The following is a 20,080-nucleotide window of genomic DNA, read 5'->3' as shown; positions in this document are numbered from 1 at the left end:
GTAGACGGGGCCGGCGTGAACGGGACCGGTGCGGTGCGGAACCGTCCGGGGACGCACCCCCTGAGGGCGTCGGAGGGCGTTGCTACACTCTGCGCATGACCGAGCTGAGCGGTGCCCATGTCCTCGTCGTCGGCGCCACAGGGGTCCTCGGTGCCGAACTGTCGCGGCAGCTCGCGGCGGAGGGCGCCCAGCTGACCCTGTCCGGCCGGTCCGGGGACAAACTGGCGGGCCTCGTGGAGGAACTGGGCGACGCCGTCGTCGCCCACGCCGCAGCGGATCTCGGCAGGCCCACGGGACCGGCGGACATCGCCGCCGCCGTCTATGGGCGCCCCCTCGACGGCCTGGTGTTCGCCTCCGGCGTCGTGGCCTTCGGTCCTGCCGTCGAGGTGGACGACGACACCCTCGACGAACTCGTGCTCGTCAACCTCCTCGGCTACATGCGGCTCATCCGCGCGGTCGCCCCCTCGCTCGGAAAGGGCTCCTTCATCGCGCAGATCAGCGCCGTCGTCGCCGAGAGCCCCACGGCGGGCATGGCCGCGTACTCGGCCACCAAGGCGGGGCTGAGCGCCTACGGGAAGGCGCTGACACTGGAACTGCGCCGGCAGGGCGTCCGGGTGCTCGACGCGCGACCACCGCACACCGAGACCGGGCTCGCCACGCGGCCCATCGCCGGGGAGGCGCCGCGGCTGCCGCAGGGCAAGGACCCGGCGGACGTGGCAGGACGCATCGTCACCGCTATCCGTGACGGCGAGCGGGACCTGCCCTCCACGGCATTCTAGCACCGGCGGACGGCGAATTCCAGCCTCCTGCGCCCGCCGGGGGCGTGTGCTCTACTGGGGGTCATGATGCACAGGAGCACCGATTCGCCGTCGACGGCCGGATCGCTCGCGGCCGCCGCGGAGGCATACGAGGCCGCGCTGCCGGGGTTGCGCGCACAGTTCGCCATCGACGGCCTCGACCGGTCCGGTGTCCCCACGTGGGCCACCTGGTGGCGGAGCCGGCACCCGGGTGCGGGGATGGGCGGCGTCGGTTACGGCCCCTCCGCGGCACAGGCGCGCGTCGGCGCGCTGGGGGAGACCGTCGAGGGCGTCTTCTCCCACCTGGCGTTCGAGCGCCTCGGACGGACCGCAGGGTCCTACACGGATCTGCGGTCGCGGCTGGGCGTGGAGCGGGTCGCCGACCCGAGGACGCTCGGGCTGCCGGCGGGCTCCGCCTACCGCGACGACATGACCCTGACCTGGGTGCCGATGCGGCGCGCCCACGCCGTCCCGGCCGGGGACGGCACCGGCAGCGCGGACCCTTCGATCCCACCGGCCCTCGAACTCGATGATGAGACGGTGCTCGTGCCGGTGGACCTCGTGGCGAGCAGCCCCTCGGAGCTGGGCCACCACGACACGGGGGAGCGCCTCCTGATGCCCGTGGCGAACGGCATGGGCGCGGGGACGAGCCTGCGGCAGGCCGTCCTCCACGGCGTCCTCGAGATCCTCCAGCGCGACGGCAACGGCCTCTCCTTCAGAGCCCTCGACCGCGGCGCCGTTGTCGAACTGGGACCGGACGACGGCGACCGCGAGACGCGCGAGGCGCTCGATGCCCTGCGCGCCGCCGGGGTGGACGTCATCGTGAAGATCGCCTCGGTGGACCGCGGGGTGCCGAACCTGTACGTGGTGGGGCACGCACCCGGCGACGATCTCGTCGTCGCCACGGCCTGCGGCGAGGCGGCACACCCCGACCGCGATGTTGCGCTCCGGAAGGCGGTCCTCGAGTTCGCGTCCGCCCGGGCCCGCAAGGCGTTCATGCACGGCCCCCTGGCCGCGGTCCGTGACGTCGCGCCGCAGGACTACCTCGACGACGCGCTGTCGGTCGTCGACCCGTCCGCCGAGGAGCCACGCGTCCTCGAGGCGACCGTGGCCTGGCTGAGCGTCGGCGCGGAGCAGGACACGGCGGTGCGGGCCCGCCTCGACGCGACGATCTTCTCCCGCCGGTCGGTCGTCCGGTTCGGCGACCTGCCGACCGACCCGGCGGCGGACCCGTCGGTGATCCTCGCCGGGCATGGCCTCGAGATCCTCGTGGCCGATCTGACCCCGCCGGAGGTGCACGGGGACGGTGCGGCCCGCGCGGTGAAGGTCGTGGTGCCCGGGACCGAGGTGGAGACGGTGGCCTACGGCAGGATCGGCGAGGCCGGCGTCCGCAGGCTGGTCGAGGACGGCCGGGACGATCTCGCGCGCGTGGGCCGGCGGCCCGACGGCGCCGGGTGGCGTGAGGTCATCCTGACGCCCGACGCCGAGGAACGGCTCGGCGGTCCGGCCTGGTTCGACCGCGATGCCGTCGACGCGGTGGCCGCCGGACTGCTGCCGATCTATCGGGAACCCGGGCGGCACGCCGCCCGACGCGCCCTCGGCGAGCGTTGATGGCCCCCGCGGGATCCGGCGGGCCGGTCGACGCCGGCAGGGCCGACGAGCTCGAGGCCTACATCCTCGATCAGGGCGAGCGCCCCGGCGGAGTGCCGGTGGTCCTGCTCGACGATGACGCCGTCGCGGGCGGCGCCGATCCGTCCGCGCTGATCCCGGCCCTCCTGGCTCCGTTGCCCGAAGTGCTCCGGCGGCCCGCGCCGTTCAGCTACGAGGCCTATGTCCTGCAGAGCGTCCTCGGGGAGCTGCTGCTCGGGAGTGTCGGCGCCGGCTGGTCCCGGGACGAGCTGTCGGCGATCCCGCGCCTGACCCTGAATTTCCACGACGTCGAGCAGGACCACCGCGGGGCCGTCCACGAGCGCCTGCACAGGCTCGCGAGGCTGCGGGACATCCTGCCGGACGGGGACCCCGCCGGGCCGCACCCACGGATCATGGTCCTCCTGTTCGACGGGTACAGGGACGCCGCGGAGATGGTCGTCCCGATCTGTGAACGCCTCGCGCTCCCCGTCCTGATCCTGCCCATCGCCCTCGAGGTGGAGGACGACCGCGCCGGGACGCTGGGTGACGACGAGCTGACCGCCCTGGCGCAACGGCACGAGCTCGGCTTCCACACACTCACCCACCGCACGGCGGACGAGATCACCCCCGCATCGGAGGCCGCAGAGGTGACCGACGTCGTGCACCGGCTCACCGGTATGGCCGGCCGTGCTCCCCGCGTGGGCGCGTGGTGCGGGGGTGCACGCTTCGACGAGCGCCTGCTCGGGAACCAGCGCCTGCGGGAGCTCGGGGTCACCGGACTCATCTCCAACTGGTCCTGGGAGACCATCCAGGCAGGCGATCGTCAGCAGTAGCCGACTCGACCTCACCGCACCGGGCCGTGGCGGATGCGAGGGTAGGGACCATGAGTGCATCCGACAAGTACCAGGACAGCAGCGCTTCACGTCACCGTAGGGCCACCATTCGTCGCTCCCGCCTACGGAGCAGGTTGATGAATCCCCTGTTCTGGCTGTTCCTGTGGCCGCTCTTCTTCGCGGCGCTGAAGGGCCTCACCGGTATGTCGGCGGCCTGGGTCGTCATCGTCGCAGCCGTTCTGGCCACCCTCGTGGTGTTCCTGACCGCATACCTCAACCGCAGACCGGATCGCGGGGACGTTGACGTCACCGGTCTCTGACGCGCATGTCCACTTCATGGAGAGGCCGCCACCTCGGCGAAGCAGCGGCCTCTACCCTGAACTTCCGGCCTATTTCTTGCCCTTGCCTGGTTTCGTCGTCGTGGTGGTGCAGGAGGAGTCCCACTCCGAGGGTGAGACCACTGATGTGCAGCGGAACAGGGACGGGTTGATGTTCTGCGGCGACTGCCAGGCCTTGGTGGCCTGCTCGAAGTCATAGGCGAAACCAAGGAGGTCCGCTTCACTCCAGGCAGTCCCGAGGAACACGACTCCCGACGGCCTCCGATTGGCCTCCGAGTAGCCTGACGGCACGATCACGGAGGGGTAACCCGCTCGCGCACCGACACCTGTCGTTGCCGAGTTGGAAACGATCGCGTCGAGGTCGTTCGCGGTCAACACGGTGTCGATAGCGGCCCGGGTCTCAGCCAGGCCGGTATCACGTGCTGCCTCGTACTGCGCCAGCTGTGCCGGATCGTCGAGATCGACTGCTTCCGAGTCCGTCAGGAGCGTCTGCCCGAACTTCAGCGCCGCCGGTGCGTTGGCACTGTTGTAGGCGATGATGTCGCTGAGCGTGTCCATCGGGGCGTTCTCCGGAAGGCGCGCCAGATAGGTGTTGAGGTCCCGTTCGAACTCCAGGGTGAGGATGCTCGGCGCCGCGGTGCCGCCGACGGTGACGGGAACCAAGGTCGCACCCTGCACACGCAACGCCTCGAGCGATGCCGTGTACACAGGGTCGGTGTTGCTCGCGATGTAGCCGAGCCGGGCTCCCTCCAGGGCGCTGTCACTGAGGGCCGTCGTGAAGTCCACGTTGTCGCTCGGGTTCGCCGCCGTTGCGGGATCTTCAGGGTCGACACCGGTCATGGCGCCCAGGAGGACCGCAGCGTCGTACACGGACTTCGTCATGGGGCCCGCGGTGTCCTGCGTGCCGGAGATCGGGATGATCCCGGTCCGGCTCGCAATACCCACCGTCGGCTTCACGCCCACCAGCGAATTGGCTCGGGCGGGGCTGAGAATGGATCCGGAGGTCTCCGTGCCGATGGTGAGTGTCGCAAGCCCTGCTGCCCCGGCCGATCCCGAGCCGGCACTGGAACCGCTCGGCGTCTGGCTGGCGTCATACGGGTTGAGTACCTGGCCGCCGAGTGAGCTGTACCCTGCGGGCATCCCGTTGGTCATGAAGTTCGCGAACTCGGTCAGGTTCGTCTTCCCGATGATGATCGCACCGGCCTTTTTCAGCTCGGTGATCATCGGAGCATCGGCAGCGGGAAAAGAGTTTGCGAGCGCAACTGAACCGGCAGTGGTGGGCATGCCGGCGACGTCGATGTTGTCCTTCACGAGCACAGGCACACCGTGCAGCGGCCCACGGATCGTGCCCTTCTTGCGCTCGGCGTCCAGCACCTTCGCATCGGCCAGCGCAGCGGGGTTGATGGCACGCACCGAGTTCAGGTGGGGTCCGTTGATGCTCAGTGCGTCGATGCGCTCCAGGTAGGCCTGCACCAGGGCTTCGGAGGTGAAGCTGCGGGAGGCAAGGCCCGCCTGGACTTCGGAGACACCGGCGGTGCTGAGGTCCAGTGGGAGTGGTTTCGGTGCAGCGACCGCGGGACCGGCGACGACGGCAGCCGCGAGGAGTCCTGCCGTGAGCCCGGAAGTGACGCGTCGGGTGCGGGACAGTGACGGCGAAAGGGGAAACAGCATTCCTGGTGTCCTTCGTACGAGGTGATGAAGCCCGCCACCATCAGGTGGGTCGTGAGAGCGCTCCGCGTGATGCTTCATCACAACAGGATCAGGTTTCACATGAGCACCAATTCGATGTCGCGCCGGTTTCACGGTCCACAGGGAGTCGAACGCACACCCGGTAGCGAAGGAGAGGAGGTCGGACAAGGACGCGCCGACGATGTCAACGAAGGATCAGCGCATGAAAAGCTCTGTCTTCCGACAGACCGGCTGATTCTGGTCCTGCAGGGAGAGCGCGGTCCGTATATTCGGAACGGTTGCTTCAGGGAAGAAGCAGGACATGAACGGAGAACGAGATGAAGTCTTTCGCGTGCGGTGACGTGGTGCCCGGCTGCGACGCCCGATGGGTGTGCAGTTCGGATGATGAGGTTCTGACACAGGTCGCAGCACATGCTGCATCGGCGCACGGTCTCCACGTCCTGCCGGATGATGTCATCGCGCAGGTCCGGTCCTCCATCCTTCCGGTCGGGTGACACCCCCGGTGGCCAGGGTGGGACGAGATGGCAGCTGAGGCGACTCCCGCCACACCGCCCGGGCCGGTGACCCGCTCCATGATCATGGCGGCGGGTCAGGGGCACGGCACGGCGACGGCGTACCAGCCGATCATCGACACCGCCCGGGGCAGCATCGTCGGGTACGAGGCGTTGGCCCGATTTCCCGGGTACGAGCAGACCAACCCGGAGGCGTGGTTCTCCGCGGCCCACAGACTCGGCCTGTCCGCCGCGTTCGAGGCTGCCACTCTGCGCGGTGCGCTGTCCCGGCGTCCGGCGCTGCCCGTCAACTGCTTCCTGACGGTGAATGTCTCACCCGCCCTGCTGCTGACCGACGAGGTGCAGGCGGTTTGGGCGGAGCAAGGCGATCTGGGCGGGATCATCGTCGAGCTGACCGAGCAGACACCCATCGACTCCTACGTCGAACTCGAGCCGGCCCTGCACCGCCTGCGCAGCGCCGGAGCGATGATCGCCGTCGATGACGCCGGTGCCGGCTATGCGGGGTTGAACCATCTCCTGGCCGTGCGGCCGGCCCTGATCAAGCTGGACCGCGAACTGGTCCGGGACATCGACGAGGACCCCGCGAAACGTGCCCTGGTGGAGATGATCGGGGTGTTCGCCGGTCGCATCGACGCCTGGATCCTCGCCGAGGGGGTCGAGCGCGCCGAGGAGCTCGACGTGCTCGTCGCCCTGAAAGTACCGCTCGTGCAGGGCTATCTACTGGGACGCCCGGACACCGGATGGTCCGAACTCGATCTGGATCTGGCCCACCGCATGGTTGCACGGTCCCGGGACACCGGCGGGGCGACGATGCGTAGCGTCCTGGAGACGTGCGCGAGCGCGCCCAGCACCCGGGCGGCCGCGGACCTGTTCGCCGTCCAGCCGAACCTGCGCCGCGTCGTCGTCATCGACGATCACCGACGCCCCCTGTGGATCGTGGACGCCCAGCACGCCGACCTCGGAGTCGTCAGCGCCGGTATCCGCCTGAACCTCGACACACCACTGGCAGAAGCCCTGCATCGGGCGCTCACGCGTGCCGAAGGGCAGCGGTACGATCCGCTGATGATCATCGACAACGCAGGCCGCTACGCAGGCATCACCCCCATGGACCGTCTCATCACCGCCACCCTCGGCGCTGCCGGACAGTAGGCCAGGACGGCTGGCGTCCGACGAGGGGTGCGCCCGGACCATGGCGCCCCCGACTGCTCACGCGAAGTCCTGCACCTTCCTCCATCCCGGGTCGAGCGCGTGGCGGACGGACACGCCGCGCCGCTCGCGCGCGGCGGCGTCAAGGACGTCCCGGCCGTTCTGGTCCTCCGAGTCCGAGTAGACATGGATCGTCCTGACGCCCTTCGAGGTCTCGGCCGCGACGATCATCCCGCGGTGGCCGAGGGCGCGTACCAGTGAGTCCTCGAGGTCGTCCAGGGGATCGAGGGCCGCCGGCAGGGGGAGGCCCTGCTCGTCGGCGTCGAACGGGACGCGCAGCGCCGTGTGGAGGTCGAAGCGCGGGTGGTCGATCCAGCGCAGCGGACGCAGGACCCGCACGAGGATCGGGTCGCCGGTCCCGAGCGTCCCCTGCATCTGGAGCCAGCCGGGAGCGGGCAGGGTCTGCGCGAGTGCGGCCACCCGGGCGGGCAGATCCGCCGCCGGGATGCTGTCGACGACGTCGTTCACGATGCAGTCCACGCGGCGCACCCAGCGTTCCACGTCGTCCTCGCCGAGCAGCCACTCGAGCAGCAGCACGCACAGGCCGTGCTCGTCGTCCCACTGGCCCGTGAATCCCGGGTTGTGCACGGAGACGATGAAGCCGTCGCCCTTGCGCGTCAGCGCCGCGTGCACGCGGGTGCGGCTGAGGTCGAACGTCCTCCCGCGGTAGGTGATGGTCGAGTCGAGCATGTCCGGGCGGGCGCTGCGGGCGGGGATGAACTCCCACCGCCTGCTCGACGGCGGTGAGGCCCGGTACCAGCGCTCGGCCACCGGACGCAGCGCGGCGTCGCCGCCGCTGGAGACGCAGAGTGCGTGCTCGGCGTCGGTGCCCGTCCGGGTCTCCCATTCGAGGCCCCGGGCGATCGCCTGCACCCTGCGGGTCATCACCTCCACGTAGGCACCGAAGTCGCCGGCCCGGGTGGCGGTGGTCAGCAGCTCCTCGCCGTCCTCTGCCCACCACTGCCAGAACGCGACGATGGGGTCCCTGCCGCGCGCCGCACCGAGCCGTGCCCGGCGGCTGAAGAGTCCCATGGTCCCTGCTTCCCCTGATGCGCGTGTCCGGGATGGTCCGGTTGCCGTGACCCCAGAGAATCTACCCCGGTGACGCCTGCGGCGGAGAGGCGGCGTCCCGGCTCAGCGGCGGCGGTAGGTGAGGTCGAAGACCATGCGACCGGCCTTGATCGCCTTGTTCTCGAAACTCGTGAGGGTGCGCCCGTCGAACCGCGGCGCCCACCCGCCCCGCTCGTCGACGCCCTCGTTGACGCCCGTGTTCCCGGTGCTGACCGGGTCGCGGCCCTCGCGCACCGGCGCGCCGCCCACCACGGACTCCACGCCGCTCTCCCACACCTGGGTCAGAGGGCTCTCGGCACCCGTGCGCTCCCCGTCGTGCTGGTTCTCGAAGTGTCCGCTCGCATCCAGGACGTCGCGCATCTGCACCGCGTAGCTGGACCAGTCGGTGGCGAGCCGGAAGATGCCGCCCGGCTCGAGGACGCGCGCGGCGAGCTCCACGTAGTCCTCCTTGACGAGCCTGCGCTTGTGGTGCCGGGCCTTGTGCCAGGGGTCGGGGAAGAACGTCCACAGCTCGGCCACGGAGGACGCCGGGATCATGCCCGCGAAGGCCTCGGCCGCATTGACCTGCGCGGTCCGCACATTGGTCAGGTCCTTCTGGCTGATGCGCAGCATCGTCTGGGCCAGACCCGGACGGTACACCTCGAGGGCGAGGTAGTCGCGCCCGGGGTCGAGCTCCGCGGCATGCGTGATGGCCTCGCCGAGACCCGAGCCCACCTCGACGACGAGCGGCGCGGCCCGCCCGAAGGCCGTGGCGGCATCGAACACGAACCCCGGGGCGACGGACGTATCGGCATTCTCGACGCGCGGGACGCCGATCAGGAAGGCCTCGGCGAGTTCGTCCCACGCCTCGCGGCGCCGTCCCTGGAGGCGCGAACCCCGCCGGACGAAGGACACGGGCTGTGTGCGGTGCGGCTGGTCGGGGGTCTGTGCTTGTGGCTCCATCAGGTCCAAGGCTACCGGCAGCACATCGGCAGCCCCTGCACCCGCTGGTCCGCCGCGGGACCGTCCGTATGCGTGGGCGCGACGGGGTCTGGTAGTAAAGAGAGTGCAATGACGCGTGCAGGGGGGACTGATGAGTGGAAGTAACGCCGATGTGCAGCAGGGACTCACGGGCGACCTCGTGACCTCCCGCGGGCTGCGTCCGGACACCGTCCACGCGGTGTACGCGGGGATGGGCGGTATGTGCTCGGTGTCCGAGGTGGAGCGGTACCTCCTCGGGACGGACGGCCTGCCCCAGCTGCAGCGCGACCTGGTGTCCCATGCCGTCAACGACCTGATCGGCAGCGATCGCACCGCGGCGGGGACGAGGGCGCCCTACAGCGACTCCTCCGTCGCCGTGGCGGCCGGCTACGCGCACAGCCCCTCGGACGGTGATGTCCTCGCCGGACGCAGCCCGCGGGACCCGGGCGACGACGCCCGCGAGCCGGACGAGCGCGAACTGCTGCGCCTGATGTCGCTCGACGTGTCGGATCTCCTGGCGTCCCGCACGCCGGCGAGCGTGGAACGCCTGCCGCGTATGGCACGCGAGTACTTCGGTTCGGCGATCGCCGCGTTCACCGTGATCGCGGAGAACCGCCAAATCACCCTCGCCGCCGATGGCGCGGCCACCGGTGACGTCCCGCGGGAGCTGTCCTTCTGCAGCGAGACCATCCGGTTCGACCGGACCCTCGTGATCCCGGACACTTTGCGCGACCCCCTGTTCAGCGACAACCCCTACGTGCTCGGTGAGCCGCACATCCGCTTCTACGCCGGGCACCCCGTCACCGGGCCCGGCGGCCACCGCATCGGTGCGCTCTGCATCATCGACGACGAGCCCCGGTGCTTCACCCAGGAGGACGAGACGAAGCTCCGCACGCTCGCCGCCCTGGTGCAGCTGGAGATCTCCGCGCCACGTCGGGCGGGGTGACCCCTCGGCGGCTTCCCGGGCGGCGGTGCGGCGGAGACCGGCGGTGCCTACCCGGCGGTGCCCGAGGTGAGGCGGCTGATGGCCAGCTGTGCGTAGAGCGCGGCGCCGTCGGCGAGCACGCCGTCGTCGAAGACGGCGTTCGGCGAGTGGTTGTAGGGCGCCGTCGCCGGCTCGACGCCGGGCGTGACGGCCGAGAGGAACACGAAGCTCCCGGGCACGGCCTCGAGGACGCGTGAGAAGTCCTCGGAGCCGGCCAGGGGCTGAGGCATGGTGACGTACCGGTCCGGCCCGAGCAGTGCGGCGACCTGCGCCCCGGCATGCGCCGTCTCGGCCGCGTCGGTGATGGTCACGGGGTACTCCTGGAGGTACTCGACGTCGGCCTCGAGTCCGTGTGCGGCGGCGATGTGCCGCACCAGGCGAGGGGCGGACTCCGCCATCCGCTCCCGGTTCGCCGCCGAGAACGTCCGGACGGTCGCCTCGATCCGGGCGGTCCCGGGGATGATGTTGCGCTGCGTGCCCGCGTGCAGCACCCCGACGGACAGCACCACGGGGTCGAACATGTCGAACTGCCGCGTGATCAGGACCTGCAGCTGCGTGACGATCTCCGCCGCCACCGTCACGGGGTCCTTGGCGGAGTGCGGCGAGGATCCGTGCCCTCCGGCGCCCCGCACGGTGATCATCAGCCCGTCCGACGCCGACATCAGCGGGCCGCCGCGGCTCGTGAACATCCCGGTGGGCATCATCGAGGAGACCACGTGCAGCCCGTAGGCCGCGTCGGGCCTCCTGCCCGCGGCCTCCAGGACGCCCTCGCGGATCATGACGCCGGCGCCGTCGTACCCCTCCTCGCCGGGCTGGAACATGAGCACGACGTCGCCCGGCAGCGCCGCGCGGCGGTCGGCGAGGAGCGTCGCGGCGCCCGCCAGCATCGCGGTGTGCAGGTCGTGGCCGCACGCGTGCATCACGCCGTCAACCTCCGAGGCGTAGGGGACGCCGCTGGACTCCTGTACGGGCAGGGCGTCCATGTCGCCGCGCAGGAGCACAACGGGTGCACCCTCCGCCGCGGCGCCCCCTCGCAGCACGGCGGTGACGGACGTCGTGTCCGTGCCGAGGGTGATCTCGTAGGGGAGGCCTTCGAGGGCCGAGAGCACCTTCTCCTGGGTGCGCGGCAACTGCAGGCCGAGCTCGGGCTCCCGGTGCAGGCGGTGGCGCAGGTCGGTGATCTCGCCCGCGAGGGAGCGGGCGTCCTCGAGCAGGGCGGCGGGAGACGGATCCATGGGACTCCTCCTGGCAGGGGCGGTGCGTGTGCCCCCAGCCTTCCAGACGACCCGCGGCATGGCGAGGTCGCGGGATGTGGCCGCTCGGGCGCTCGGGCGCTCGCCGTGGCGTCCCGCCCCGCGCCGATGCGGGGCCGGGGCCGTCCTGCTGGTAAACTGGGAACACTTGCCTGCGCAGGGCGGATCGGTTCCGCCAGTGAGATGCGCAGCCTGCGTCGCTAGAACGCATTCTTTTGTCCCGCATCCAGCTCCCGGCATCCGGAAGCGCGGTGGACACTGTCTGACTTTTCTTCGGCGAACCCCCGCACCGACCGGTGCCGGGGAGTATGAGAAGAAAGCTCGTGAACTCTTCATGACTACTTTTGCTGCCCTCGGTGTGCCCAAAGCGCTGGTCGAGAACCTCGCCGCGCAGGGGATCACCGAACCGTTCCCCATCCAGGTCAAGTCCCTCCCGGACTCCCTGGCCGGGCGCGACGTCCTCGGCCGCGGCCGCACCGGCTCGGGCAAGACCCTCGCCTTCGCGCTGCCCATGGTCGCCCGCCTCGCCGAGCAGGAAGCGGCCTACCGCCGCAAGCCGGGGCGTCCCCTGGCGCTCGTGCTCGCCCCCACGCGTGAGCTCGCCACCCAGATCAACGCCACGGTCGAGCCCCTCGCCAAGGAGCTCGGGCTCAACACCACGGTGATCTACGGCGGTGTGTCCCAGCAGCGCCAGGAGAAGGCGCTGCGCGCGGGCGTCGACATCGTCATCGCCTGCCCGGGCCGCCTGGAGGACCTGATGCGCCAGCGGCTCATCACCCTCGAATCCGTGGAGGTCACCATCCTCGACGAGGCCGACCACATGGCCGATCTCGGCTTCCTGCCCGTCGTGAAGAAGCTCCTCGACACCACGCCGAAGGACGGCCAGCGCCTGCTCTTCTCGGCCACGCTCGACAACGGCGTGGACAAGGTGGTCAACCGCTACATGACCGACCCCGTCACCCACTCGGTGGACGACCCGCAGGCCGCGGTCACCACGATGGAGCACCACGTGCTCATGGTCGGCGACCAGACCCAGAAGAAGCAGCTCATCGTGCAGCTCGCCTCGGGCACCGGACGCCGCCTGCTGTTCATGCGCACCAAGCACCACGCCCGGAAACTCGCGAAGACCCTGACCGACGCCGGCATCCCCGCCGTCGACCTCCACGGCAACCTCTCCCAGAACGCACGGGACAGGAACCTGACCGAGTTCTCCTCCGGCGACGTGCGCGTCCTGGTCGCCACCGACGTCGCCGCCCGCGGCGTGCACGTGGACGACGTCGAACTCGTGGTGCACGTGGACCCGCCCACTGAGCACAAGGCGTACCTGCACCGCTCGGGCCGTACGGCCCGCGCAGGCTCCTCGGGAACCGTGGTCACGATCACGCTGCCCGAGCAGAAGTCCGAGGTGCAGAAGCTGATGAAGGCCGCAGGCGTCGACGTCGCGTTCGAGACCGTCAAGGCCACCTCACCGCTCGTGCTGTCCCTGACCGGCGACCTCGCGGAGAAGATCGATCCCCGCACGCGGGCGGCGCTCCTGGCGTCCCGTGAATCGACCCGCGGCGAGGGCACCTCGACCGGCGCCAATGCCGAGCGCAAGCGCGCCCGGCGCGGATCGGCCGCTCCGGCGGCCGGCGGACGTGGAGGACGGGGTGGACGCGGACGCGTCTCCGCCGACCCCCAGACGGCGCAGGGCAACCGTGCCGACCGCCGCAAGGATCAGCCGCAGGCACCCCGCTTCGGGTCCGACACCGGTGCCGCCGCGAAGACCGGTGGCTCGCGCCGCCGGGCCGACGAGCCCCGCACCACGTCCGAGACCTCGACGCGCAGCCGCCGTCCCGCCTCGGGCCAGCGCGTGGGCGACGCCGTCCGTCGCCCCGCCGCGGGAGCCCCCGCAGCGGGTGGGCAGCGCAGCCACGCGCCGTCGTCGGCGCCGCGGGCCGAGGGTGCGCGTCGCGCCGCCGGTTCCCGCAGGGCCAGCGCACCGGCGTCGAACGACCGCCGTCCCCGCTGACCCGCCGGTTCCCCGCATGAACGGAAGGACCCCTGCCCGCCCGGGTAGGGGTCCTTCCGTCCGTCGGGGTGGTGCGCCGCCGGGGCGTGTGCGGAACAATGGGCGCATGAGCACACTCCTGAACGTCATCTGGCTGCTGTTCGGCGGCATCTGGCTCGCCCTCGGCTACTTCGCGGCAGGGATCATCTGCTGCCTGCTGATCGTGACCATCCCGTTCGGTGTGGCCTCGTTCAGGATCGGCATCTACGCGCTGTGGCCCTTCGGCCAGACGGTCGTGAACCGGGGCGGGCCCTCGAACGGCTTCACCGCGGTGGGGAACGTCATCTGGCTGCTCGTGGCCGGGATCTGGATCGCCATCGGGCACGTGCTCACGGCCATCCCGATGTTCGTCAGCATCATCGGCATCCCGCTGGGGCTCGCCAACCTCAAGCTCATCCCGGTCTCGCTGGCACCGCTCGGCAAGGTGATCGTGCCGTCGTCGGGCACCTACCTGCCCACCTACCGCTGAAGCCCGCCGGGCCGGCCGGCATCGGCTGATGGTGCCAGACGCGGCGTCCGGGGCGGTGTGACGCGCCGGGACGCCCCGATGCGTTCGAACGCGGCCGCCAGTTCGAGCAGGCTCGTGTCGGCGTAGGCGGGCCCCGCGAAGGTCAGGCCCACCGGCATCCGCAGGTCCTCGAGCAGTCCCATGGGTACGGTGACCGTCGGGATGCCCAGGTGCCGCGGCACCAGGTTGCCGTTGGAGACCCAGACCCCGTTGCGCCAGGCGATGTCCGCCGACGCGGGGTCCCGGTCGCTGTCGGCCGGGGCGATGTCCGCGGCCGCCGGGAAGACCACGGCGTCGAGTCCGTGCCGTTCCATCCAGTGGTCGAGGTCCAGCCGCCGCGTCTCCTCGAGTCCCCGGAGTCCTTCCTCGAGGTGCGGGATGTCCGTCAGGGCGCTGATGGCGTTCTCGCGCAGATGCGCCGGGTAGCCGGTGATGTCGTCGTCGAAGCCGTGATAGCGGTCGGGGAGGGCTCCCTCCGGTGGGGGGAAGATCGTCGAGCCGTCGACGTCGGCGAGGCTGGAGAGCGCGGGATCGCCGTTGGCCTGCAGGAAGTCGTGCCATGCCCATGAGGACAGGTCCGTGATCTCCCGGCGCAGGAAGTCCCGGCTCACGAGGCCGCGCGTGGAGATGGTCGGTGCTTCCGGGCGGTCGCCCTCGTAGTTGGAGACGACGGGGAAGTCGACCTCGACCACGATCGCCCCCGCATCCTCCAGGTCGCGGCGGGCCGCCTCCCAGAGCGCGATGACGGACGGGCGGGTGGCGATGCGCCGGCCGGTCGGCCCGCCGATACCCGGCGCGTCGCCGGTCCCGGCGTCCGGGTCGGCGTTGATGTACATGCGGGGGACGCCCAGGCGCCTGCCGGCGAGGACCCGGCGCGCCTCGCTGACCCCGTCCGGGTGGAGGGCGGTGTAGGAAGCGGGCCGGAGCGCCGACGCCGGGGGGATGGGGAGCCAGGGCTGCATCCTCCAGAAGTCGCCGCGCGTCTCGGTGTCGTCCGCGACGACGACGTCCAGGACCTCGAGGAGGTCCGCCATGGTGCGGGCATGCGGCACCACCACGTCCATGGTGGGGACCAGGGGCCAGTTGCCGCGCACGGAGATGACCCCGCGGGACGGCGTGTAGGCGCACAGTCCGTTGTTGGAGGCGGGTGCCCGGCCCGAGGACCACGTCTCCTCGGCGAGGCCGAAGGCGGCGAAGCTCGCGGCCGTCGCGGTCCCCGACCCGTTCGAGGAGCCGGAGGCGAACGCTGCCGTGAGGTAGTCGGCGTTGTAGGGGCTCTCGGCGCGGCCGTAGAGCCCGCGCTGCATGCCGCCGTTGGCCATGGGCGGCATGTTCGTGAGGCCGATCAGGACCGCCCCGGCACCGCGCAGGCGCCCGATGGTGAAGGCGTCCTGCCGGGCCACCAGATCACGGAAGGCGGGCGACCCGGCCGCGACGGTGAGGCCCTCGACCTTGTAGCTGTTCTTCGCCGTGTAGGGGATGCCGTCGAGCGGGCCCAGCACCCGCCCGGCTGCACGACGGCGGTCCGACGCGCGCGCCTCGTCCAGTGCATCGGGATTGAGCACGACGACGGAGTTCAGGCGGGGTCCGCCCCGGTCGAACGCCTCGATGCGCCGGAGGTACTCGGTGACGAGCTGCTCGCTCGTCATCGCGCCCGTGCGCAGGGCCTCCCTCGACGCCGCGACGGTCGCCTCCACCACGTCGAAGCCCATCAGAGACCGCCGCCCGCACGGCGCGGGGCCGGCTGCTGCTGCGTGATGCAGTGGATGCCGCCGCCGAAGGCGAAGATGTCGCGCGCATCGACGAGCTCGACGGTGCGGCCGGGATACGCGTCCTGCAGGATCCCCGCGGCCACGGCGTCGTTCGGGTCGTCGAAGGCGCAGAGCACCACCACGTCGTTCGCGACGTAGTGGTTGAGGTAGGACCAGTCGACGATCCCGTCGTCGTCGTGGGTGACCGTCGGGGCCGGCACGTCGATGATCGGCAGCGGGCGGCCGTCGGCGTCCGTGGAGGACGCCAGGACGGCCCTGATCTCGCGGGTCACCCCGTGGTCCGGATGCCCCGGGTCGTCCTGCCGGTGGACGAGGAGCGAGCCCGCCGGGGTGAAGGCGGCGACGATGTCGACATGCCCGCGGGTGCCGAACTCCCCGTAGTCCCGCGTGAGGCCCCGGGGGAGCCAGACGGCGTGGCGGGTGCCGAGCCGGGCGTGGATCTCGGTCTCGACGGACTCCCGGGTGGCCCCGGGATTGCGGCCAGGATCGAGCTGGACGGTCTCCGTCAGCAGGACGGTGCCGCGTCCGTCCACGTGGAAACCGCCGCCCTCGTTGACGAGTCCGCTCCCGAGGACCTGCACCCCGGCCAGATCCGCCACCGCGCGTCCCACGTGCCGGTCCCTGGACCAGGCCGCCCAGTGCTGGGCACCCCACCCGTTGAACAGCCAGTCGACGCCGGCGACCGCGCCGTCCTGGCCCTGGACGAACGTGGGTCCGGAGTCACGCAGCCACGCATCGTCCAGCGGCACCGGTTCGACCGTGATGCCCCCTCCGAGGAGTGCGGCGGCCGCCTCGGTGTCGGCGGGATCGGCCAGGACCGTCACCGGCTCGTGGCGGGCGACGACCTGCGCGACGCGCACCCAGGCGTTCCGCGCCCGGGCGAGGGTCCCGCTTCCGTCGGAGCCGAAGGTGTCATTGGCCGGGGGGAAGGCCATCCACGTGCGGTCGTGGGGCTCCCACTCCGCGGGCATCCTCTGGAGTCCCGTGGGCATCGCTCGTCCGGGGGACGCTTCCGCCGGAAGGGTGGGTGCGTCGTCGTGGTGTCGGGTGTTCACTGGAGTCCTTCTGGATCGGGAGTGCTGGATCGGAGCATGCTGGATCGGGGGAGTGCCGGAGCCGGAGGCCACCGGCAGGCGCTCAGTCGTCGAGGACGAGCGACGACGAGTCCCTGGTGAGTGTCCGGCCGTGGAAGAAGTCGGGGCTGCGCCGGTGGACGACGAGCATGACGACGGCGCCGGCCACGAGGATGCCGATGCCGATCACGAAGACGAGGCCGATGCCGAAGAGCTCGGATCCGCTGCCGAAAGCGGGGTCCCAGCTGTCCACGGCGGTCTGGAGGAAGACGACGATCAGCCCGATCCCGCCGAGGAGCGGCGCACAGAGCCGGTAGACCATGTTCCGGGGGCTGCTCAACAGCGAGTCCCTGAAGTACCAGACGCAGGCGAGGGCGGTCAGCCCGTAGTAGAAGCAGATCATCAGGCCGAGCGCCTGGATGGTGTCGTTGAGGACGTTCTCGCTGATCAGGCGCATCAGGACGTAGAAGGCGGCCGAGACGACCCCGGAGAAGACCGTCGCGTAGACCGGCGAGTTGAAGCGGGTGCTGACGCGCGCGAACCGGCCCGGTAGGGCTCGGTAGTAGCCCATGGCGAGGAGCGTGCGGGCGGGCGAGACGAAGGTCGACTGCAGCGACGCGCCGCAGCTCGAGAGGACGGCCAGCGACAGGAGGATCGCGAACGGGCCCATCACGGGGGCGGCGAGCGAGGTGAACACGTTCTCGGAGTTGTCCGGGTTGTTCAGTCCGATGCCGGTGTCACCGAGGCCTGCGAACATCACGGTCGCGATGGACCCGAGGAGGTAGATCACGAGGATGGCGACCGCCGCGACGGTGGCGGCCAGCCCGGACGTCCGGCGTCCGTCGGTGGCTTCCTCGCTCACGGTGAGGCAGACGTCCCAGCCCCAGAACGCGAAGATGGACAGCGACAGGCCGGCGGCGAAGGCGGAGAAGCTCTCGATGCCCAGGGGGTTGAACCACTCCCAGCTGAAGGCGGGGCCGGAGGCGCCACCGGCCGCGATCCGTGCGAAGGCCTGGACGGTGTACCAGGCGAGGACGAGCAGCTGGAAGCCGACGAGGACGTACTGCACCGTGCGCGTGGTGCGGATGCCCCGGCAGGACACCCAGACCGCTGCCCCCATGAAGATCAGGCAGGTGACGATGTTGACGGCCTTGTTCGCCGTCAGGTCGGCGATCGAGGGGTCGCCGGTGAGTTGTCCGAGGAACAGGTAGAAGAAGTCGACGGCCACGCCGGCCAGGTTGGACAGGACGATGATGTTCGCGGCGAGCAGTCCCCAGCCGCCCATCCATCCCACGAAGGGACCGAAGGCCTTCGTGACCCAGGTGAAGGTGGTCCCGCTGTCCGGTGAGTCGGCGTTGAGTTCCTTGTAGGCGAGGGCGACGAGGAACATGGGGATGAACCCGACGAGGAAGATGGCGGGCAGGTGGACGCCGATCTCGGCGACCGTGAGGCCCAGCGTGCTGGTCAGGACATAGGCGGGCGCGATCGTCGAGATGCCGATGATGACGATGGCGAGCAGTCCGAGCTGGCCGCGGGCGAGTCCCTTCGGGGAGGTCCCCGTCCCGCCGGCGGAGCCGGCCCCCGAGGTCGCGGTCTGGCTGGGCGATATGGGCACGGTGGTCGGCCTTCCTCAGGAGGGTGGACGCATCGCGTCATCGACGTCGTCCACCGGGGCGGGTGCGGCCGGAGGGATGTCCGACCGCGGGCGGGCGTGACCCGCACCTCAAAATGAATGGCATTCATTTACTCGGATCACTGTAGGGGGCGTCACCGGTTTTGGGAAGGGGGCGCGGCGCAGCCAGGGCGCCGGGCAGCGGAAAGGGCCGTCACCGCCGAGGCGGTGACGGCCCTTTCCGTCCGTGGAGGGCTAGGAGCCGTCGTCGGCGCCGGACCTGCTCGAGCCGTTCAGCCCGACCTTCTCGGTGTTCTTCATCAGGTCGCCGAGGAGCGCGATGATGTCGAGTCCCGTGGTGTCCTTGACCAGCTGGGTGGTCTGGTGGACGCCGCTCGAGACGTTCTTGCTGAGCTGGCTCGCACCATCGTTCGAGACCACGGTCATGGTGTCGATCGCGGACATGGGGGCTGCGATCTCGCGGGCCATCGCGGGGAGGACCTCGAGGACCTTCGACAGGATGGCGGCCTGGTTGAACTTCTCGTAGGCCTCCGCCTGGGCTGCGATGCCGGCGGCCTCGGCCTTGCCGCGGGCCTCCGTGGACCCGGCCTCCGCCTCACCGCGGGACGCGATGACGGCGGCGTCCGCACGGCCCCTGGCCTCGTTGATCGCCGCCTCGGCGGTGCCGCGGGCGGTGTTGGCCGCGGCATCCGCCTCGGCCGCCACGCGGTCACCCTCGGCGACGAGCTTGCGCCGTGAGAGGTCGACGCGGGCCTCGATCTCGCTGGCCTCGGACGCACGACGGCGTTCCTCGAGCTTCGCGTCCGCCTGCTGGATGAGGCGGTACTTCTCGGCGTCGGCGGGCTTGCGCACCTCGGTGTCGAGCTCGCGCTCGCGGAGTTCGGCGCGCCGCTGGGCGACCTGCTGCTCCCGCATGATGACCTGCTCCTGCTGTTCCGCCTGCGCGAGCGGGCCCGAGGCGTCGGCACGCGCCTGGCGTGCGTCCGCCTCCTCCTTCAGCTCCGCGCGCCGGATGATCAGCTGCTGCTGCGCGAGGGCCACCTGCTCGTCGGACAGGGCGCGTGCCTGCTCGGACTCCTGCATGGACCGGGCCTCGGCGATCTTCGCGTTGCGTTCCGCCAGTGCCGCCTCGGGCCGGCCGAGGTTCTTCAGGTAGCCGGAGTCGTCGTCGACGGACTGGATCTGGAAGGTGTCGATCTCCAGGCCCTGGTTGTGCATCGAGTGCTCCGCCTCCTCCTTCACGCTCTTGGCGAAGGTGGCGCGGTCCCGGATGATCGATTCGACCGTCAGGGTTCCCACGATGGAGCGCAGTGAGCCCGAGAGGGTCTCCTGGGTGTAGTGGTCGATGGCGTCCTGCTGGTTGAGGAAGCGCTGGGCCGCCTTGCGGACGGCGTCGGCGTCCCCGCCCACCTTCACCTGGGCCACGCCGGTCAGGTGGAGCTTGATGCCGTTCTTGGAGATGCCCTCGATGCGCAGGGACACCTGGCGTGAGGCGAGGGACAGCGGGTAGGCGCGCTGCGAGAACGGGTTGATGAAGATGCGGCCGAAGACGACGCGCTGGCTGTCGGGGTCCGGCTGCCCCTTGCTGTCCTTGGACGAGATGATGAGCGCCTGGTCCGGGCTGGCGATGTGCAGCGCCATGCGGGCGAGCACGACGGCGACGACGATGGCGACGAGCAACACCACCGCGCCGATGATGAGCGGGATGAACGTGAGATCCACTTGCGACCCTTTCAACGGTCTTCGAATGGCCCCCGGCGCACGTGTGGCG

17 protein-coding genes are annotated in these 20,080 nt (G+C 70.7%); 9 read left to right on the top strand and 8 right to left on the bottom strand.

Going from position 1 to position 20,080, the window contains the following annotated elements; genetic code table 11:
• Positions 1 to 95: 95 nt before the first annotated feature.
• From V6S67_RS14970 to V6S67_RS14955, 4 genes are all read left to right on the top strand, one after another.
• Positions 96 to 779, top strand: coding sequence for an SDR family NAD(P)-dependent oxidoreductase (locus V6S67_RS14970; RefSeq protein ID WP_334210980.1), 684 nt, complete (start codon positions 96 to 98; stop codon positions 777 to 779).
• Positions 780 to 842: 63 nt separating this feature from the next.
• Positions 843 to 2,408 (top strand): YcaO-like family protein, encoded by a 1,566-nt coding sequence (locus V6S67_RS14965; protein ID WP_334210979.1) that lies wholly within the window; start codon positions 843 to 845, stop codon positions 2,406 to 2,408.
• Positions 2,408 to 3,259 carry a polysaccharide deacetylase family protein gene (locus V6S67_RS14960; RefSeq protein WP_334210978.1) on the top strand — a complete coding sequence of 284 codons (852 nt, stop codon included), beginning with the start codon at positions 2,408 to 2,410 and terminating at the stop codon, positions 3,257 to 3,259. The genes V6S67_RS14965 and V6S67_RS14960 overlap by 1 nt, the downstream gene beginning before the upstream one ends.
• A 137-nt stretch (positions 3,260 to 3,396) precedes the next feature.
• On the top strand, positions 3,397 to 3,579 hold the full coding sequence (locus V6S67_RS14955) for a hypothetical protein (RefSeq protein ID WP_334210977.1): 183 nt from the start codon (positions 3,397 to 3,399) through the stop codon (positions 3,577 to 3,579).
• Between the two features lie 69 nt (positions 3,580 to 3,648).
• Here V6S67_RS14955 and V6S67_RS14950 read toward each other — a convergent pair whose 3' ends face one another.
• Entirely contained in the window at positions 3,649 to 5,268 is a 1,620-nt protein-coding gene (locus V6S67_RS14950; protein WP_334210976.1) for an amidase family protein, read from the bottom strand.
• 335 nt (positions 5,269 to 5,603) lie between these two features.
• Here V6S67_RS14950 and V6S67_RS14945 point away from each other — a divergent pair, with 335 nt between their 5' ends.
• Together V6S67_RS14945 and V6S67_RS14940 are read left to right on the top strand one after the other, a co-directional pair.
• On the top strand, positions 5,604 to 5,780 hold the full coding sequence (locus V6S67_RS14945; protein ID WP_334209576.1) for a DUF1059 domain-containing protein: 177 nt from the start codon (positions 5,604 to 5,606) through the stop codon (positions 5,778 to 5,780).
• Positions 5,781 to 5,807: 27 nt separating this feature from the next.
• Positions 5,808 to 6,947 (top strand): EAL domain-containing protein, encoded by a 1,140-nt coding sequence (locus V6S67_RS14940; RefSeq protein WP_334210975.1) that lies wholly within the window; start codon positions 5,808 to 5,810, stop codon positions 6,945 to 6,947.
• A 57-nt stretch (positions 6,948 to 7,004) separates the two neighbouring features.
• On the opposite strand, the gene V6S67_RS14935 is transcribed toward V6S67_RS14940, so the two are convergent.
• Entirely contained in the window at positions 7,005 to 8,036 is a 1,032-nt protein-coding gene (locus V6S67_RS14935; RefSeq protein WP_334210974.1) for a DUF695 domain-containing protein, read from the bottom strand.
• Between the two features lie 102 nt (positions 8,037 to 8,138).
• Positions 8,139 to 9,017, bottom strand: coding sequence for a tRNA (guanosine(46)-N7)-methyltransferase TrmB (gene trmB, locus V6S67_RS14930; RefSeq protein WP_334210973.1), 879 nt, complete (start codon positions 9,015 to 9,017; stop codon positions 8,139 to 8,141).
• Positions 9,018 to 9,147: 130 nt separating this feature from the next.
• On the opposite strand from trmB, the gene V6S67_RS14925 reads away from it, so the two are divergent.
• Positions 9,148 to 9,981: a GAF domain-containing protein gene (locus tag V6S67_RS14925; RefSeq protein WP_334210972.1), complete on the top strand. Its 834-nt coding sequence runs from the start codon at positions 9,148 to 9,150 to the stop codon at positions 9,979 to 9,981.
• Positions 9,982 to 10,028: 47 nt separating this feature from the next.
• Here V6S67_RS14925 and V6S67_RS14920 read toward each other — a convergent pair whose 3' ends face one another.
• Positions 10,029 to 11,255: a M20 metallopeptidase family protein gene (locus V6S67_RS14920; RefSeq protein ID WP_334210971.1), complete on the bottom strand. Its 1,227-nt coding sequence runs from the start codon at positions 11,253 to 11,255 to the stop codon at positions 10,029 to 10,031.
• 352 nt (positions 11,256 to 11,607) lie between these two features.
• Between V6S67_RS14920 and V6S67_RS14915 the strand changes: the two genes are divergently transcribed.
• Together V6S67_RS14915 and V6S67_RS14910 are read left to right on the top strand one after the other, a co-directional pair.
• Positions 11,608 to 13,284 (top strand): DEAD/DEAH box helicase, encoded by a 1,677-nt coding sequence (locus tag V6S67_RS14915; protein ID WP_334210970.1) that lies wholly within the window; start codon positions 11,608 to 11,610, stop codon positions 13,282 to 13,284.
• Positions 13,285 to 13,390: 106 nt separating this feature from the next.
• On the top strand, positions 13,391 to 13,792 hold the full coding sequence (locus V6S67_RS14910; RefSeq protein WP_334210969.1) for a YccF domain-containing protein: 402 nt from the start codon (positions 13,391 to 13,393) through the stop codon (positions 13,790 to 13,792).
• Here the strand turns inward: V6S67_RS14910 and V6S67_RS14905 are convergent.
• From V6S67_RS14905 to V6S67_RS14890, 4 genes are all read right to left on the bottom strand, one after another.
• The gene (locus V6S67_RS14905) at positions 13,783 to 15,543 is read right to left on the bottom strand and encodes an amidase (RefSeq protein ID WP_334210968.1); all 1,761 of its coding nucleotides are present in this window, start codon (positions 15,541 to 15,543) and stop codon (positions 13,783 to 13,785) included. The two genes, V6S67_RS14910 and V6S67_RS14905, sit on opposite strands and share 10 nt — an antisense overlap.
• A complete protein-coding gene (locus V6S67_RS14900; protein ID WP_442884888.1) occupies positions 15,543 to 16,595 on the bottom strand; it encodes an agmatine deiminase family protein in 1,053 nt (350 codons plus the stop codon). Before V6S67_RS14900 ends, V6S67_RS14905 begins: the two co-directional genes overlap by 1 nt.
• 145 nt (positions 16,596 to 16,740) lie before the next feature.
• Entirely contained in the window at positions 16,741 to 18,291 is a 1,551-nt protein-coding gene (locus V6S67_RS14895) for an APC family permease (RefSeq protein WP_442884814.1), read from the bottom strand.
• Positions 18,292 to 18,543: 252 nt separating this feature from the next.
• Positions 18,544 to 20,031 carry a flotillin family protein gene (locus tag V6S67_RS14890; protein ID WP_334210967.1) on the bottom strand — a complete coding sequence of 496 codons (1,488 nt, stop codon included), beginning with the start codon at positions 20,029 to 20,031 and terminating at the stop codon, positions 18,544 to 18,546.
• Positions 20,032 to 20,080 lie beyond the last annotated feature (49 nt).

The organism is Arthrobacter sp. Soc17.1.1.1, from assembly GCF_036867195.1.
Classification (GTDB): Bacteria; Actinomycetota; Actinomycetes; order Actinomycetales; family Micrococcaceae; genus Arthrobacter_D.
Note: the sequence above shows the minus strand (reverse complement) of the source record. Positions and strands in the feature narration are given on the sequence as shown.